The following is a 16944-nucleotide window of genomic DNA, read 5'->3' as shown; positions in this document are numbered from 1 at the left end:
GAGGACGCCGACGGCCCCGCACCCGGAGGTCCGGGCGCGGGGCCGTCGGGGCCGGGCGGCGTCAGCCGTTGGTCAGCGTCAGCTTGTGCTTGGTCGCCTTCTCGACCGCGTCCGGTGAGTAGGACCAGGTCAGCAGCCTGCCCTTGAGCCAGAGGTCGGTCTGGTCGTTGTAGTTCTCGTGGAAGGCGTGGCCCGAGGCGCCGCCGACGTTGATCCAGCGGGAGGCGTCGAGGTCGTTCAGGTCGATCACCATCCGCATCGACGGGATCCAGTCGACCTGGTACCCGGCGGCCGCGTTCCAGCCCGCCGCGTCGACCGCCGCCGAACCGCCGGAGAGGCGGTACGGGCCGCGGTTGAGCAGCTTGCGGACGGCGCCCGAGGCGATCGAGGAGTCGTCCGAGCCGATGGTGCGCTCGCGCAGCTCCAGCTTGTGCAGCCGGCCCCAGCTCCAGGTGGTGATGTCCTTGGTGAGCAGCGAGGTGAGCTCCTGGCGGGCGTTGGTCATCGCCTCGCGCAGCAGGTTGTCCAGGCCCTTCTGCTCCTTGTGCTGGGAGTCGATGTACGTCCACCAGCTGCTGTCGGGCTTCTCCAGCTGCTGCCGGACCACCTCGTTCCAGCGGTCGCCGCCGTCCGGCTGCGCCCGGCCCGGGTCGCGGGTGCCGCACTCGGTGACGATCCGCGACTTGCTGTCCGGCTTGGTCGGGTCGGCCTGCTCGCGGACCAGCAGGCAGTTGTCCTTCGCCCGCAGGTCGGCCGGGAACTTCTGGCCGAAGGCGAGGGTGAGCAGCTGGCGCCAGACGCCGTTGTAGTAGGCGGCGGCGGCCGAGTCGGCGTCCTGGTGGTAGTTCCAGTCCTTCAGCAGGTCCTGGGCCTCGCGCACGTAGGGGTCGTCGATCTGGACCTTGAGCAGCATCGGGACCAGCGTCTTGGCCAGGATGCTGGTGTTGTCGAGCTGCATCTCCTGCATGTCGTCCGGCGAGATCTTGCCGTTGTTCTTCAGCCGGGCCTCGATCTGGTCGGTGATCTCCTTGGCCCGGGTGCCGTACTCCCAGTCCTCGGTCAGCGCGTACTTGTACGAGGGGTCGACCACGGCCTGGTTGGCGGTGACGATGTAGCCGCTCGCGGGGTTGAGGCTCCACGGCAGGGCGCTGAACGGGACCGGGTCCTTCTTCCACTGGTAGGCGGAGTCCCAGCCCGGCGCCGGGTAGCGCCCGTTGCCCTTGCCGCGCACCGGGATGTACCCGGGGGCCTGGTAGCCGATGTTCTTGGCGTCGGCGTAGATGAGGTTCTGGGCCGGGACGGCGAAGTCCGCGGCGGCCTTCTGGAAGTCCTCCCAGCCCTTGGCGCGGTCGAGCGAGAAGATCGCGTCCATGGTCTTGCCCGGGATCAGCGCGGTCCACTGCAGGGCGACGCCGTAGCCGCCGGTGCCGCGGTCCGGGGCGGAGTCGCCGTTGGGCGCGTACTTGCCGACGTTCTGCTGCTCGGTGCTCGGGTCGGAGATCAGCGGGGCGCCGGTCCTCGTGGTGCGCACGGTGATGGTGCGGTCCTCGCCGCCGGCGACCTTGATGGTCTCCTTGCGGAGCTCGAACCTCTCCTCCTTGCCGTCCACCAGGTAGGTCTCGGGGCCGGTCACCTTCTCCAGGAAGAGGTCGGTGACGTCGGCGCCGAGGTTGGTGAGGCCCCAGGCGATGTCCTTGTTGTGGCCGATGATCACACCGGGCATCCCGGCGAAGGTGAAGCCGGAGACGTCGTACTGGCAGGTCGGCGAGGCGGTCCGGCAGTGCAGGCCCATCTGGTACCAGACCGAGGGCAGGCCCGGGCCGAGGTGCGGGTCGTTGGCCAGCAGCGGCTTGCCGGTGGTGGTGTGGCTGCCGGCGACCACCCAGGAGTTGGAGCCGATGCCCTGGCCGTTGCGGCCGAGCAGCTCGGGCAGCGCGTCGATCCGGTCGGTGACGTCCTTGAGCAGCGCCTTGGTGGCGGCGGCGCCCTGGGCGGTTCCGGTGCCGGTTCCGGCGGCCGGGGCGGTGCCCTCGGCCGGCTTGTAGGCGGTGCCGTTGACGGCGCCGGTCTTCACGATCGTGCCGTTGCGGGCGTACGGGTAGTCCGGGTACAGCTCGTCGATCTTCTCCCGGCTGAAGTCCTGGGCGAGCAGCGAGCGGTCGATCTCCTCCTGGAGGTTCCCGGAGAGGTCCCAGGCCATCGCCTTGAGCCAGGCCACCGAGTCGACCGGGGTCCACTGCTCCGGCGTGTAGTCGCCGTTGACGACGCCGAGCAGGCTGTACTCCAGCGAGGCGGAGGAGCCGCCCGGGTGCTCGGCGAGCCAGGCGTTGACGCCGTCCGCGTAGGCCTGGAGGTACTTCTTGGTGTCGGCGCTCAGGACGGTGTCGAACTCCTTCTGCGCGATCTGGCGCCAGCCCATGGTGCGGATCATGGCGTCGGTGTCGACCTGGCCGTCGCCGAACATCTCGGAGAGCCGGCCCGCGGTGATGTGCCGCCGGACGTCCATCTCCCAGAAGCGGTCCTGGGCCTGGACGTAGCCCTGGGCGCGGAAGAGGTCCTCGGAGGTGTCGGCGTAGAGCTGCGGGATGCCGTTGGCGTCGCGCTTGACGTCGACCGGCGCGCTCAGGCCCGCCAGCTTGATGCTGCCGTCGACCTCCGGGAAGGACGCACGGACCGCGGCCACCCCCCGGTAGCCGCCGTAGCCGGCGCCGGCCACCAGCAGGACGACCAGCACGATCACGATCAGACGGGCGCGCCGGAACTTCTTGGAGCGGGGCATCTGGGTCCTTGCGGTCCTCACTGGGGGGCGGGCGGACATGTCGAGAGCACGGAGCCGTGACAGGGCACCACATTAGGCCGCCCCGGCTGGCGGCCGTGCACGGGGGACGTTCACGGTGGGATCGGAGGGGCTGGAGCTGCCAGGTGAGGAGCCGGTGACAGGCGAACTTAAAGATATGGCAAAATGTTAGACTGAGTAACGATCCGCAAGGGGAGTAATCGGTGCGTGACGCCGTCACCCCTGTCGGTACCCCGTCCGCCGCCCGCTGCCACGCCCGAGGTGCCCCTGCGTGAATGTCGACCACCTGAACCAGCTGCTCCTCGAGTTCTCCGTGATCCTGCTGGTCGCGGTGGTCGCCGTGCGGGTGTCCACGAAATCGGGCCTGCCCAGCCTGCTGATCTACCTCGGCATCGGCGTGGCGCTCGGCCAGAACGGCCTGGGCATCTCGTTCAACAACGCCGAGCTCACCCAGGTCCTCGGGTACGCGGCGCTGGTGGTGATCCTGGCCGAGGGCGGCCTCAAGACCAACTGGCGCGAGGCCAGACCCGTGATGCCCGCGGCCACGGTGCTGGCCACCGCCGGCGTCGGGATCAGCGTCGCCGTCACCGCGGCCGGCGCGCACTACCTGACCGGCCTGGACTGGCGGACCTCGCTGCTGCTCGGCGCGATCGTCTCCTCCACCGACGCCGCGGCGGTCTTCTCGGTGCTGCGGACGGTGCCGCTGCCGCGCCGGCTGACCGGCCTGCTGGAGGCCGAGTCCGGCTTCAACGACGCGCCCGTGGTCATCCTGGTCGTCTCCTTCGCCACGGTCGGCGCGCACGACTCCTGGTACGTCCTGCTCGCCACGATCGCCGCCGAGCTGGCGGTCGGCCTGGCCATCGGCCTGCTGGTCGGCAAGCTGGGCGCGTACGGCGTCAAGCACGTCGCGCTGCCCTCCTCCGGCCTCTACCCGATCGCCGTCATGGCGCTCACCGTGCTCGCCTACGCCGGCGGCGCGCTGCTGCACGGCTCCGGCTTCCTCGCCGTCTACGTCAGCGCGGTGGTGCTCGGCAACGCCAAGCTGCCGCACGGCCCCGCCGTACGCGGCTTCGCCGACGGCCTGGCCTGGATCGGGCAGATCGGCATGTTCGTGCTGCTCGGCCTGCTCTGCGCCCCCGAGTCGATGGGCTCGGCCGTGGTGCCCGCCCTGGTGATCGGCGCGGTGCTGGTCTTCCTCGCCCGGCCGCTGTCGGTGGTGCTGACCCTCACGCCGTTCCGGCTGCCGGCCCGCGAGCAGGCACTGCTCAGCTGGGCCGGGCTGCGCGGGGCGGTGCCCATCGTGCTGGCCACCATCCCGCTGGTCTCCGGCGCGCCGCTGGCGCAGGACGTCTTCAACATCGTCTTCATCCTGGTCGTGGTCTTCACCCTGCTCCAGGGCCCGACCCTGCCCTGGGTCGCCAAGGCCCTGCGGATCGGCGAGGGCTCGATGGGCCAGGACCTCGACATCGAGTCCGCGCCGCTGGAGAAGCTGCACGGGCACCTGCTGTCGGTCGCGCTGGCGCCGGACTCGAAGATGTCCGGCGTGGAGATCGGCGAGCTGCGGCTGCCGGCCGGCGCGGCGGTGACCCTGGTGGTGCGCGAGGGGAGCAGCTTCGTGCCGGACAAGACCACCGTGCTGCGCGGCGGGGACGAGCTGCTGGTCGTGACCACGGACGAGGTCGGCGAGGCGGCCGAGCGGCGGCTGCGGGCCGTGGACAAGGGCGGCAAGCTGGCCGACTGGCTGAACGGGCGCGGCGGCTGACCGGGCCGGCGGATGGCGGATGGCAGCCGCACCGGGTGTTCACCCCGGCGTCACGGGACAAGTTTGGATCGGTCCGGTAGGGTCGGGGTGAGCGCGCATCTACGCGCGTAAAGTTCGCTTTGGTTGATACACCGAACCCCAGCATCTGTCTGAAGCAGAGTTGGCGCGACCGCTCGGCGGCCGCGGCCCGCTCCGGCCCACCGCCGGACCGGCCCGGTATCTACCCCGGTCGACGCGCGAGAGGACGACTCTCGGCGCCGTCGGGGCCACCCCATGCCCTGCCGCGCTACCAGGCAGCAGGAAGGACCGACCGTGACGGCCCGCCGAACGGTCGAGAGCGTCCAGGACGCCCATCACACCCGGACCGCCGCCCCCTCGGAGACCACCGCGAGCGCCGCCGCGCCCGCCCGCGTCGGCTACGGGGCGCTGCTGCGCACGCCCGGCGCCTGGACCTTCCTGGCACCCGCGTTCGTCGCGCGGCTGCCCTACGCGATGCTCGGCATGGGCATCCTGCTGCTCGTCAAGGACACCCACGGCTCGTACGGCACCGCCAGCACCGTCGCGGCGGTGGCCGCCGTCGCCCAGGCGCTGATCGGCCCGCAGACCGGACGGCTCGCCGACCGGTACGGCCAGGCCCCGGTGCTCGTCCCGACCGTCGTGGTGCACGCGGTCTCGGTCGGCGCGCTGATCGCGCTCGCGCTGGGGCACGCGCCGGCCTGGAGCCTGTTCCTCGCCGCCGCCCCCGCCGGGGCGAGCGTGCCGCAGGTCGGCGCCATGGTCCGGGCCCGCTGGATCGCCACCTTCTCGGCCGGGGGCGCGTCCCCGGCCTCCGCCGCCAAGCTGAGCACCGCCTTCGCCTTCGAGTCGGTGACGGACGAGTTCACCTTCGTGATCGGCCCGATCCTGGCCGCGGCCGTCGCCACCTCGGTCAGCCCTTCGGCCGCGCTCGTCGCCGAGGCCGCGCTGACCCTGGCCGGCGGCCTGGCCTTCGCCGCCCGGCGGCGCAGCGCGCCCGCCCGGGTGGTGCGCGAGCCCGGCGTCCGGCAGGCCTCGGCGCTGGCCTCGCCCGGCGTCCGGCTGCTGGCCGGCGCCTTCCTCGGGGTGGGCGCCGTCTTCGGCGGCATGCAGGTCTCGGTGAACGCCTTCGCCGACTCGGTCGGGCGGCACGGCGCCGCCGGCACCGTGTACGGCGTCTTCGCCGGGGGCTCGATGGTGGCCGGCGTGCTGTACGGCGTGATCGCCTGGCGGCGCCCCGTCCAGCAGCGGATGGTCATCGGCTACGGCCTGCTGGTGCTGGGCTGCTCGACCCTGTGGGCGATGCCCGACCTGGTCTCGCTCTCGATCGCCGGACTGGTCTGCGGCCTGGCCATCGCGCCCACCCTGATCAGCGGCTACACCCTGGTCGAGACGCTGGTCGAGGACGGCGCCAAGACCGAGGCGTTCACCTGGCTGACCGGTGCCATCGGCCTGGGCCTGGCGACCGGCGCGACGGCGGCCGGGCGGCTGATCGACGCGCACGGGCCGTCGGTCGGGTTCCTGGTGCCGGTGGCCGGGGCCGGGCTGGGCCTGATCGCGCTGGTGACGTTCCGGAGGCTGCTGGTCCCGCGCGGCGCGCGCGGCACGGTGACCGCCGGCTCCGCGGAGCGCGGCGCCCCGGCCCGGCTGGTGGGCGCGGCCGAGCACTGAGCGCACCGGCCGGATCGGGACCGGGGCCGACTCATCTCACATTCGAGTCGCTGGACTGATCCACCGGAATGCCGCATCATTGACCATCGTTAGCACTCATCAGGCGAGAGTGCCAGGAGGAAGACAAGTGCCCACGTACCAGTACCAGTGCACCGAGTGCGGCAACGGCCTGGAGGCGGTGCAGAAGTTCACCGACGAGCCGCTGACCACGTGCCCCGACTGCCAGGGACGGCTCCGCAAGGTCTTCTCCGCGGTGGGCGTGGTCTTCAAGGGCTCCGGCTTCTACCGGACCGACAGCCGCTCCTCCTCCAGCAGCTCGGTGGGCGGGGGCTCGTCCTCGGCCTCCTCGTCCGCCTCGGGCTCGTCGACGTCCTCCTCGGGCTCGGGCTCGTCCTCGTCGAGCAGCTCGTCGACTCCCGCCGCGAGCCCCGCTCCGGCGGCCGGCTGACCTTCGGCCGGGCACCGGCGCCAGGTTCCGGAAGGCCCGTCGCTCCCGCTTCCCCGCGGGAACGACGGGCCTTCCGTCATCTCCGGGGGCGTTCCCTCACTCCTCGGGGTGAAGGTTTCCGTCCACAGCCCCGGGGTTTTCCACAGGCTGGGAATCACCGTTTCCGGGCGGGGCGCGGGCGGCCCAGAGTGGCGGTCACCGGAACCCCGAAAGCCGACCCTGGAGGTGCCCGTGCGCACCGGTTCGCCCGTCCTCTCCCCCCGTCCGCTGCCGATCCCGCCGCTGCCCGCGTCCAGCGTGCCGCCCCGGCAGCCGGTGCCGCCGTTCGCGCCGATCGGCGGCCGGGCCGGACCGCGCTGCCGGCTCCGGCGGGCGCTGCGCCACCGCGTCCCGGTCCCGGCCGTGCTGCTGTTCGCGGCGGCGGCCGCGCTCACCCTCGGCCCGGCCCGGGCGGTCCCGCCCGCGCCCGGGGCGCCGCCGCCGGTGGGCCGAACGGGTTGTCCGGCGGAGGGGGGAGAAAATCACCCGTGACCGGCGGACGACGTCGTCGTTCACGCGGCATGAAAGGCTTCAAGGAATTCCTGCTGCGCGGAAACGTCGTCGAGCTGGCCGTCGCCGTGGTCATCGGCGCGGCCTTCACCAACATCGTCAACGCCTTCGTGAAGGGCGTGATCAATCCGATCGTGGGCGCCTTCGGAGCCAAGGACCTCGCGTCCTACAGCTCCTGCCTCAAGGGCCCCTGCGAGGTGTCCGACACCGGCGAGGTCACGACCGGGATCCTCATCCTCTGGGGCAGCGTGCTGAGCGCGGCCCTCCAGTTCGTGATCACCGCGGCCGTCGTCTACTTCTGCCTGATCCTGCCGATGACCCGCTACACCGCCCGGCGCAAGACGCTGGCCGAGGTCCAGGCGGAGGCCGAGGCCAAGGAGGTGCAGCTGCTCACCGAGATCCGCGACGCCCTGGTCACCAGGGCCGGCTGAGGCCGGGCCGGGGGCGGCCGGTCAGTCCCCGTGGTGCGGCGGGCGCTGGCTCAGGTACCAGTCGAGGCCCCGCCCACCGCCGTCCCCCGCCCCGGGGCGGTCGCCCCAGCCGGTGTCGGTGTCGTCCCGGGACTGCCGCTCCAGCGGGTCGCCGAAGACCAGCCGGGCCTTCGCCGCCTTCCGCGCCCTCTCCGCCGCCGTCTGCTCCGCCGACTCTTCCGCCGCCCGCTCGGCCGCCGTCTCCTCGACCGCCTGTTCCTCCGACACCTTCGCCTCCACCGCTCTCGACCTTCCCCCGACGCCGTTCCCGCCCGCTGTCACCAGCCTAGAAGGCCCCGGCGCGACGGCGGGCCCGGTACGGACCGCTCCGCACCGGGCCCGCCGGCCTCCGTCACTCCCCCGGCCCGCGTCACGCGGCCTCGAAGCCCGCGTGGTCGGCGATCTTCTTCAGCTCGGCCAGCGCGTGCTTCTCGATCTGGCGGATCCGCTCACGGGTCAGCCCGTGCTGCTTGCCCACCTCGGTCAGGGTGCGCTCGCGGCCGTCCTCCATGCCGTAGCGCGACCGGATGATCGAGGCCGTCCGGTCGTCCAGCCGCCCGATCAGGCCGTCCAGCTCCTCCCGGCGGAGCATCACCATCACGGCGTCCTCCGGGGAGGTCGCACCGGTGTCCTCGACCAGGTCCCCGAACTGGGTCTCGCCCTCGTCGTCGACCGACATGTTCAGGCTGACCGGGTCCCGCGCCCAGTCCAGCACGTCCTTGATCCGGGCCTCGGTGGTGTCCAGCTCGGCCGCGATCTCGGCGGGCTCGGCCTCCCGGCCCAGCTCCTTCGACTTCTCCCGCTGCACCCGGCGGATCCGGCCCAGCTCCTCCACCAGGTGGACGGGCAGCCGGATGGTGCGCGACTGGTCGGCGATCGACCGGGTGATCGCCTGGCGGATCCACCACGTCGCGTAGGTGGAGAACTTGAAGCCCTTGGCGTAGTCGAACTTCTCCACCGCGCGCACCAGGCCCGCGTTGCCCTCCTGGATGAGGTCGAGCAGCGGCAGTCCGCTGCGCGGGTAGCGCCGGGCGACGGCGACCACGAGGCGCAGGTTCGAGCGGATGAAGACGTCCTTGGCGCGCTCGGCGTCCTCGGCTATCGCCTCCAACTCCTCGCGCCGCACGCCCTCGGGAAGCCCGCCCTCGTCCAGCAGGTGCTGGGCGTACACGCCGGCCTCGATACGCAGCGAGAGCTCGACCTCCTCGGCGGCATCGAGCAGGGGCGTCCTGGCGATCTCGTCGAGGTACATGCCGACCAGGTCACGGTCGGCCTCAAGGTTGGTCGGGCGGGCCGCGCGAGTCCGGTCGGCCCTGTCGCGAACGACGGCACGGGTGGCCATGCTTGCTCCCTTTGCTGGTGTTGCCGCGGTCTGGCTGCCTGCCCGGAGAGGGCAAGAAGTGCGGGCCCCGCGGGGCTCACACGTAACGATCCAACGAACAGAATCCGGACAACATTCCCAAGTCGCTCAGATTCTTCCGGCGATGCAGTATCCTGCCCGATCCCGCCCACGGTTCGGACGCAGGGTGACCGGCCGGATACCCGACGCGTCCCTCCGGGACCGCTCGGCGCACCCCCGCGCACGCCCTTCCCCCACCACAACCCCGCGGATCCCGGGCGCGTTCCCGCGCGGGGCGCGCCCACACCCCGGCGCACGCAGGTCCTCCGCACAAAAGATGCCAAATCGCTATCACCACAGCGCACGATCGGTGCGGGCGGCTGGGAAGGTGTCAGCCATGCACCTGACCAACAGCTCGCCCTCCATCACCCCGCGTGACCGCCACCTGCTCCGGCACGCGGCACTCGCGGTCTGCTGCGCCGTGCTGTTCGCCGTCCTGGCGGCCCTGGTGCAGACCGGTTGGAGCCCGCTCTCCCGACTCGACCACAAACCGATCGACAACCTGCACCGCTTCGCGGTCGATCACACCGTGTGGACCGCCGCGGTGCAGATGTTCTCCGACACCGGCGGAACGATCACCATGCGCTCCGTGCTCGGCGCGGCCGCCCTCTGGCTCTGGCTGATCGGCGCCCGGACGCTGGGCGGCTGGGTCGCCGCCCAGACCCTGGTCGGCTGGGGCGGCCTGTGGCTGCTGAAGCTCTCCCTCGGCCGCCAGCGCCCGACCTTCTCCGACCCCGTCTCGCACGCCGGCGGCCCGGCCCTCCCCTCCGGCCACGCGATGGCCTCCGCGATCACCTGCGCCGTCGTGGTCGGCCTGCTCTGGCCGCGGGTCGGACGGGCCGGCCGGATCACCGCCTGCACGATCGCCGCGCTGACCGTGCTGGGCATCGGCGCCTCCCGGGTCTTCCTCGGCGTCCACTGGCCCAGCGACGTCCTGGGCGGCTGGCTCGCCGCCGGCATCGTCCTCGGCAGCGTCACCGTCCTCGTCGAGCTCACCCGCCCCGGCGCGCTCGCCCGCGACTTCCGCCGGGTGAACCGGCGCACCCGCCCCCGGGTGCAACGCGTCCTGGTCTCCCCCGCCCGCCCGCCCCGCGAACCCGCCGAGCCCGCCGCCGACCCGGCTGCGGACCGCGCCCCCGGCCCGGCCGCCGACCACCCCGACGGCCTCCTGCGCTGACGCCCCCTCACCCGGGAACACCGCGGGCCCCCTCGGTCGCAACCGAGGGGGCCCGCATTCACGTCATCCGCCGTGACCGGCGCTGTGCCCCAGGCAGGATTCGAACCTGCGACACCGGCTTTAGGAGAGCCGTGCTCTATCCCCTGAGCTACTGAGGCGGGGACGACCCCAGACAGCCTAGCGGATCGGACGCGGACGGGTGGGCCGGACGGGCCCGGCCAGCGGGTCGGCCGACGGCGGGTCAGATGGGACGGGGGCGACCGGAGTGCCCGGACCCGCCGCCGATAGCCTGGGAGGACGGACCTTCGGACGGACGGGCCGGGGAGCCCCTCCGGCAGGGGGGAGAGAACGGGGGCGGCAGATGGCGTCGGGTGACCGGTGGGACCGGAGCCCCGTCCGCCTGGTGCGGAGGGCGGCCGGGCCGGCGGTGTGGCTCGCGCCCGCGCTGGTCATGCTGACGGTCGGCGCGTACCGGCTGACGTCGCCCGCGCTGTGGCGGGACGAGGTGGCGAGCTGGACCTCGGCCACCCGGCCGCTCGGTGACCTGCTGCGGATGCTGCAGCACGTCGACGCCAGCAACGGCACCTACTACGTCCTGCTGCACGCCTGGACGGCCCTGTTCGGCGACTCGGAGATCGCGCTGCGGCTGCCCTCCGTCCTGGCGATGGCGGGCGCGGCCGCGTTCACCGCGCTGACCACCCAGCGGCTGTACGGCGGCCGGGTCGCGGGCGCCTGCGCGGGACTGCTGTTCGCGATGGTGCCGCTGATCTCCCGGTACGCCCAGGAGGCCCGCTCGTACGCGCTGGTGACCTGCGCCGTCGCCGCCGCGACCTGGTTCCTGCTGCGCGCGCTGGAGCGGCCGGCGCTGCGCTGGTGGGCGCCGTACGGTCTGGCGATGGCGGTGGCGGGCGCGGCGCACCTGGTCTCGCTGAGCGCCCTGGCCGGACAGGCGGCGCTGGTCGCGCCGCACCTGTGGCGCACCGCCGGTCCGGCCCGGCGCCGGCTGCTCGGCCGGCTCGCGCTGACGCTCGCCGCCGTAGTGGTGCTGGTGCTGCCGGTGGCGCTGCTGGGCCGCCAGCAGTCCGGGCGCCAGCTGGGCTGGCTCGCCCGGCCGACCGTGCACCAGCTCCTGCACTTCGGCGAGCCGCTGTTCGGCGCGCCCCGGGTGTTCCACGTCTTCCTGCTGCTGGCGCTGCTGGCCCTGGTGCTGCCCGGGCGGCGCGGTCCGGCGCTGCGGCTGCTGGCGCTCGCGGTGCTGCCGGTGCTGGCGGTCTGGGTCGCCTCGTTCGGCCCGACCTCGTACTTCCTCGACCGGTACCTGCTCTTCACCCTGCCGGCCTGGGCCTCGCTGGCCGGCTGCGGGATAGGAGCGGGCTACGCCGCGGTGACCACCGTGGCCCGGCGCGGCCGGACCTCGCCGCGGGTGCGGGTCGTGGGCCTGCTGCTCGCGGTCGGCATGGTGGCGGTGACCGGGGCGGCGGCCATGCCGAAGCAGTCCGTGGTCCGCTACGCCAACGCGCACGCGCAGTCCAAGGAGCCCTACCGGGACGTCGCCCGGCTGATCGCGGCCGGCTACCGGCCGGGGGACGGTCTGGCCGTGCCGCTCGGCGACCAGGCCTGGTCGATGGTCGGCCCGGGTGTCTCCTACTACCTGCCGGACGACGTGCGGCCGTACCCGCTGTTCGAGGCGACCGGGGCGGTCCAGGCCGAGGACCTCTTCCCGGTGCCGTGCCCGCGGCCCGCCGAGTGCACCGGCCGGGGGACCCGCGTCTGGCTGGTCGTGCTGGGCAACACCCCCGACCCGCTGACCGCGCTGCCCGCCGACCAGGCGGCCGCGCTGCAGGCCCGGTTCGGGACGCCGCAGCAGGTGACGCCGCTGGGCGGGATGACGCTCTCACTGCTGGACGGGACCCGCACCGGGCGCTGAGCGCCGACCGGCCCGGGTGCGCCCGGACCGGGGCCGGGCGACCATGGAGCCCGGCGACCACGGTCGGAAGGACGGCGGGTGAGCGAGCAGCCGAACGGGCGGCCGGCCGGCCGGGACGGCCAGGGCAGCACGGAGGACCGGGGCAGCACGGACGACCGGGAGGACCGGCGGACCGCGCGGTGGCGGCACCGGACGGCGGTCCTGGCCGGGTCCGCCCGCGGACTGCCCGAGCAGGTCCCGATGGTCGGCCGGGCGCTGCGCCAGCTGTTCCGGGTCAACCTGCTGGACTCGGCGACCCGGCTGGCCGCGCAGGCGTTCCTGAGCGCGCTGCCCGCGCTGTTCGTGGTGGCGGTCTTCACCCCCGCGGCGATCCGCGAGGGCGTGGTGCACTCGCTCCGCAAGGAGCTGGGCCTGGAGGGCCCGGCGGGGCAGTCGGTGCAGCAGATGCTCGGGAGCGGGCACGAGCAGGAGACCGGCTTCGGCGTGGTCGGCGCCCTGGTGACCCTGCTGTCGGCGACGGCGCTGAGCCGGGCGATGCAGCGGGTCTGCGAGCGCTGCTGGGAGCTGCCCAAGGCGGGGACCAGGGTGGCGGCCTGGCGGTGGCTGGTCTGGCTGGTGGTCTGGCTGGTCGTCCTGGCGTTCCAGACCCCGGTCAAGGACGGTTTCGGCCTGGGCGCCTGGCTGGGCCTGCCGCTGACCTTCCTGCTCGCGACGGCGATGTGGTGGTGGACCCAGCACCTGCTGCTGGGCGCCCGGGTGCGCTGGCTGCCACTCCTGCCGGGCGCGGTGCTCTGCGGCGTGGCGGTGACGGGGATCGGGGTGGCCTCGCGGGTCTACCTGCCGGGCGCGATGAGCCGCAGCATCGGCCAGTTCGGCCCGTTCGGCGTGGTGTTCACCGGGCTGTCCTGGCTGATCGTGGTGTTCACCGGGCTGACCCTGGCGATCGCGCTCGGCCGGGTGGTGTCCGAGGAGGAGTCGGTCGCCGGACTGCTGGGCTCGCCCACCGAGCCGGGGCAGTGGGGCGGCCCGCGGTTCTGACCGCGGGCCGCCCGGAGCGCTTCAACCGGAGCGCTTCAGCAGGAGCGCCTCACAGGGCGCGGGTCAGCCGGGAGGCGATGGACGGCGGGGCCAGCTCGGAGCCGAGCACCACCGGCACCTCCACCCGGTTGTCGCCCTCGCCCGCGCGCAGCACGCCGACCTTGGTGCCGGCCGCCACCTGGTGGCCGACCTTCAGCGGGTCCAGCACCAGGGTGCCGGTGACACCGGGGAAGCCCGCCACCGTGAGGTCCTGGGCGGCGACCACCGGGACGGAGCCGCCGAGGCCGTCCTCGACCCGGCCGACCACGTCGCCCTGCTTGGCCAGGGTCTGCCCGGTGAGCCCGTTCTGCGCGGCCAGGATCTGCTTGGCGCTGACGTTCTGCACCACCTTGAGGATGCTCGGCTCCGCGGTGGTCGCCGGCTGGCCCAGGGTGACGCCGAGGACCAGCCGCCGCACACCGGCGACCTCCTTGTAGGCGGCCCACATCAGGCAGCCGCCGGCCGGGGTGCTGGAGCCGGTCTTGACGCCGATGATGCCGTTCTTCGGGGAGATCAGGGTGTTGGTGTTGGAGATCTTCTGGTTGTTGAAGGTGGTGTCCGGGGTGGACACGATCTGCCGGAAGATCTCGTCCTGCATCACCTGGCCGGCCAGCTTCAGCTGGTCCTTGGCGGTGCTCTTGGTCTCCGGGTTGAAGCCCGCCGGGTCGGTGTAGGTGGTGTTGGCCATGCCGAGCCTGGCGGCGGCGTCGTTCATCTTCCGGACGAACGCCTCCTCCGACCCGGAGTCCCAGCGGGCCAGCAGCCGGGCGACGTTGTTGGCGGACGGCAGCATCAGCAGCTCCAGCGCCTGGTACTGGCTGAGCTGCTGGCCCTCGGTCAGGGTGACCCGGGACTCGTCGACGTTGCCGGACTCCTGGGCGGCCTGCTTGTCGACGGTGATCTTCGGACCGGCCTCGCCCTTCTTCAGCGGGTGCGCCTGCAGCACGAGGTAGGCGTTCATGACCTTGGTGACGCTGGCGATCGAGGCCGGCGTCTCCGGGCCGGAACTGCCCAGGCTGCCGATGCCGACCACCTCGGCGGCCGACTGCCCCTTGGCCGGCCAGGCCAGGTCGAGCGGGTCGCCGGGGAAGGCGAAGCCGCCGGCGGCGGTCATCGCCAGCCTGGTGTCCGGCAGCGGGCGCAGCAGCTGGGCGGTGACCGCGGCGCCGAGCACGACGGCGAGGAAGAGCGTCCAGACGGTGATCCGCTTGAGCGCACGGCGCAGCGGCGAGACCGGTCGGCCGTTGAGCGCGGCCAGCACCTCCATGGCCTCGGAGGTGGACTCCGGGAACGGCTCGGGCTCGGGCACTGGCGCCGGGTCGGGAACGGGCAGCGGCCGCGGCGCAGGGGTGGGAACGGGCTTCGGGGCCGGCACCGGCGCGGGCAGCGGCTCCGGGCCGGGGACCGGCTCCGGTTCGGGCAGCGGCCCGGGCTCCGGGTGCGGCTCGGGGGTCGGCTCCGGGACGGGGGCCGGTTCGGGCAGCGGGAGCGGGGCGGGCGGCTCCGGGACGGTGTCCGCGTCGGGGACGGCCGCGGCGGGGACGCGCAGGACGCGGGTCCGTTCGGCGTCCTCCCGCTTCTCGAACTTCTCGGCCCGCGCCGGCGGTTCGGCCGCCGCGGGCGCCTCGGCGTCGGCTTGGCCGTCGCTCCGGTCGGCCGCCGGCCCGGCCGGCCGGTCCGTCCGCATGGCGAGACGGGGGTCGACGCCCGCCGGGCGCTCCGGCGCGCCGGGCGCGGCCGTGTCCTCCGCGCCGGCGACGTCGGCCGCCGTGGCACCGGCGGGTTCGGCCAGCTCTTCGGGCAGGCGCAGGGCGGTCGTCGCGTCGTCGGCGGGCAGGCGCAGGGCGGTCGTCGCGTCATCGGCGGGCAGGCGCAGGGCGGTGGTCGCCTGATCGGTCGGCAGCCGCAGCGCGGTCGTCCGGTTGTCCGCATCCCGGACACGCAGCTGCACGGTGGGCCCGGGCCGGGCCGCGCGCACCGCCTCGCCGGCAGCGGCGCCGGGTCCGGCTCCGGCGTCCGGGACCGGGTCGGCGGAGGGGCCCTCGGCGGACGCGTCGGCCCCCTCTGCCTCCTCTGCCGCGTCGGCCGTGTCAACGGCGTCCGGGTCGGCCGAGTCCGTGCCCGGGGCACCGGCGGGGTCTGCGTCGTCGGGCACCCGGGACTGCCCGGACGTCCCCGCCGCCGGGTCCGCCGCCGACGCCGCCGGCTCCTCGGCCGCCGCGCCGGAACCGGCCCGTTCGCCGTCCCGCTCCCGCGCCCGCTCGCCGTCCCGCAGCACCCTGTCGGGGGACTCGCCCACGTAACCCAGCCTCCTCAACGCCCGGCGGGGCACCGGCAAGCCCGTATTTCGGGAAGCCGGCACCCCGCCCCGTGTACCTGTACAGTCTCCGCCACCGGCGACCGAATCGGGCCGCCCACACCCCGCCCGACCGGCGGTTATTGCCGTGGCACGGTCGCACCGCGACCTGTTCAACGGTCAGACGCCGGGCCCGCCACGGCCGGTTCCCCCGCTCGATCGCAAGGTCACGATTCGGAGGCGTACTCGACAAGCCCGTGTGAGAGGCGTCACGCTGTTTCCCATCCACGCGGGGAGGCTTGGATGGGCAAGAGCCGCAGAACTGTTCCCGAGGAGCTCTTGCTGCTCGCTTTGGACCCGGCCACGGGCACCACGGCGCAGCCGCAGACCCTCGACCTCGGACTCGCCGGGGCCCAGCTCGTCGAGCTGTCCCTGGCCGGACGGATCGTTCCGGAGGGCGACCGGATCGCCGTGGTGCTGCCACGGCCGACCGGCGACCCGACACTCGACCACGCGCTGGAGCTGCTGCGCCGACGGGGCAGCCCGGTCCGCGCGGCGCACTGGATCGGCGGGCCCCGGCTGGGGCTGCGGCAGACCTATCTGGCGCACCTGGAGCGGTGCGGCATGGTCACCGCCGTGCCGGGCCAGGTGTGCGGGGTGCTGCCGACGACCCGCTACCAGGCGTCGGACGACTGCACCAACGCCGCGATCAAGCAGCGGCTGGACACCGCGATCCGCACCGGCGTGCCGCCGGACCCGCGGACGGCGGCGCTCGCCGCGCTGGCGCACTCGGTCGGGCTGGGCAAGCACCTCTACCCGGGCAACGAGGGACGTTCCTCGCGCTCCCGGCTGCGCGATCTGATCCGGTACGACCCGCTGGGCGGGATGGTCGCGCACGCCGTGATGGACGTGCAGAACGGTCTCCCGGGCCAGCAGAACCGTTCCGCCCAGGCCGGAGCGGCCCCGTCGGGCTCGGGCGGCCGCGCCGGCCAGCGCACGGCGCCCGGGCGCGGCGGCGGCGGACGGGTCGCGGCGTCCCGCGTCGGGGTGCGCTGACGCCTCCGCGGCCGCGGGGACGACCGGGCCGCACGGCCCGCCGGACCGCGGGACGCACCGGGCCCCGCGCCGAGCTCGGCGCCGGGCCACCCCGCACGCCGGGTGCGTACCGGCGCGCACAGCAGCGCGCACCACACCGCTCGCGCCCTACTGCGGCGACGAGCAACCGGCACCACCCGACAGTGAGAAGGGGCGGGGGCCCCCCCCCGGTTTAGCCCCGCGCCCCCCCCCCACCCCCACCCCCCCCCCGCCCCCCCCCCCCCCCCCCCCCCCCCCCCAACCCGCGGTGACAGAAAAACA

13 protein-coding genes and 1 tRNA gene are annotated in these 16944 nt (G+C 73.9%); 9 read left to right on the top strand and 5 right to left on the bottom strand.

What is annotated here, in order from left to right:
• Positions 1 to 61 precede the first annotated feature (61 nt).
• Entirely contained in the window at positions 62 to 2779 is a 2718-nt protein-coding gene (locus ACFVFS_RS25845; RefSeq protein ID WP_380627081.1) for a penicillin acylase family protein, read from the bottom strand.
• 289 nt (positions 2780 to 3068) lie between these two features.
• On the opposite strand from ACFVFS_RS25845, the gene ACFVFS_RS25840 reads away from it, so the two are divergent.
• From ACFVFS_RS25840 to mscL, 5 genes are all read left to right on the top strand, one after another.
• Positions 3069 to 4559 carry a potassium/proton antiporter gene (locus ACFVFS_RS25840; RefSeq protein ID WP_380627080.1) on the top strand — a complete coding sequence of 497 codons (1491 nt, stop codon included), beginning with the start codon at positions 3069 to 3071 and terminating at the stop codon, positions 4557 to 4559.
• Between the two features lie 426 nt (positions 4560 to 4985).
• On the top strand, positions 4986 to 6245 hold the full coding sequence (locus ACFVFS_RS25835; RefSeq protein WP_380627118.1) for an MFS transporter: 1260 nt from the start codon (positions 4986 to 4988) through the stop codon (positions 6243 to 6245).
• A 127-nt stretch (positions 6246 to 6372) separates the two neighbouring features.
• Positions 6373 to 6693: an FmdB family zinc ribbon protein gene (locus tag ACFVFS_RS25830; RefSeq protein ID WP_380627079.1), complete on the top strand. Its 321-nt coding sequence runs from the start codon at positions 6373 to 6375 to the stop codon at positions 6691 to 6693.
• A gap of 231 nt (positions 6694 to 6924) precedes the next feature.
• Entirely contained in the window at positions 6925 to 7224 is a 300-nt protein-coding gene (locus ACFVFS_RS25825; RefSeq protein ID WP_380627078.1) for a hypothetical protein, read from the top strand.
• Between the two features lie 29 nt (positions 7225 to 7253).
• On the top strand, positions 7254 to 7673 hold the full coding sequence (gene mscL, locus ACFVFS_RS25820; protein ID WP_380627077.1) for a large conductance mechanosensitive channel protein MscL: 420 nt from the start codon (positions 7254 to 7256) through the stop codon (positions 7671 to 7673).
• A 21-nt stretch (positions 7674 to 7694) separates the two neighbouring features.
• On the opposite strand, the gene ACFVFS_RS25815 is transcribed toward mscL, so the two are convergent.
• Positions 7695 to 7940 carry a hypothetical protein gene (locus tag ACFVFS_RS25815; protein WP_380627076.1) on the bottom strand — a complete coding sequence of 82 codons (246 nt, stop codon included), beginning with the start codon at positions 7938 to 7940 and terminating at the stop codon, positions 7695 to 7697.
• Positions 7941 to 8082: 142 nt separating this feature from the next.
• Positions 8083 to 9054, bottom strand: a complete 972-nt coding sequence (locus tag ACFVFS_RS25810; RefSeq protein ID WP_350553867.1) for a sigma-70 family RNA polymerase sigma factor — start codon at positions 9052 to 9054, stop codon at positions 8083 to 8085.
• 394 nt (positions 9055 to 9448) lie between these two features.
• Here ACFVFS_RS25810 and ACFVFS_RS25805 point away from each other — a divergent pair, with 394 nt between their 5' ends.
• Positions 9449 to 10288: a phosphatase PAP2 family protein gene (locus ACFVFS_RS25805; RefSeq protein ID WP_380627075.1), complete on the top strand. Its 840-nt coding sequence runs from the start codon at positions 9449 to 9451 to the stop codon at positions 10286 to 10288.
• Between the two features lie 85 nt (positions 10289 to 10373).
• Here ACFVFS_RS25805 and ACFVFS_RS25800 read toward each other — a convergent pair.
• Positions 10374 to 10446, bottom strand: a tRNA-Arg gene (locus ACFVFS_RS25800).
• Positions 10447 to 10649: 203 nt separating this feature from the next.
• On the opposite strand from ACFVFS_RS25800, the gene ACFVFS_RS25795 reads away from it, so the two are divergent.
• The gene (locus tag ACFVFS_RS25795) at positions 10650 to 12215 is read left to right on the top strand and encodes a glycosyltransferase family 39 protein (RefSeq protein WP_380627074.1); all 1566 of its coding nucleotides are present in this window, start codon (positions 10650 to 10652) and stop codon (positions 12213 to 12215) included.
• Between the two features lie 78 nt (positions 12216 to 12293).
• Positions 12294 to 13253, top strand: a complete 960-nt coding sequence (locus ACFVFS_RS25790; protein ID WP_380627073.1) for a YhjD/YihY/BrkB family envelope integrity protein — start codon at positions 12294 to 12296, stop codon at positions 13251 to 13253.
• Positions 13254 to 13302: 49 nt separating this feature from the next.
• Here ACFVFS_RS25790 and ACFVFS_RS25785 read toward each other — a convergent pair whose 3' ends face one another.
• Positions 13303 to 15591 (bottom strand): hypothetical protein, encoded by a 2289-nt coding sequence (locus ACFVFS_RS25785; RefSeq protein ID WP_380627072.1) that lies wholly within the window; start codon positions 15589 to 15591, stop codon positions 13303 to 13305.
• Positions 15592 to 15891: 300 nt separating this feature from the next.
• Between ACFVFS_RS25785 and ACFVFS_RS25780 the strand changes: the two genes are divergently transcribed.
• Positions 15892 to 16644, top strand: coding sequence for a GPP34 family phosphoprotein (locus tag ACFVFS_RS25780; protein WP_380627071.1), 753 nt, complete (start codon positions 15892 to 15894; stop codon positions 16642 to 16644).
• Positions 16645 to 16944 lie beyond the last annotated feature (300 nt).

This window comes from Kitasatospora sp. NPDC057692 (assembly GCF_042799475.1).
GTDB lineage: Bacteria > Actinomycetota > Actinomycetes > Streptomycetales > Streptomycetaceae > Kitasatospora.
The sequence above is the reverse complement of the archived record's forward strand: the minus strand, read 5'-3'. Positions and strand labels throughout refer to the sequence as shown.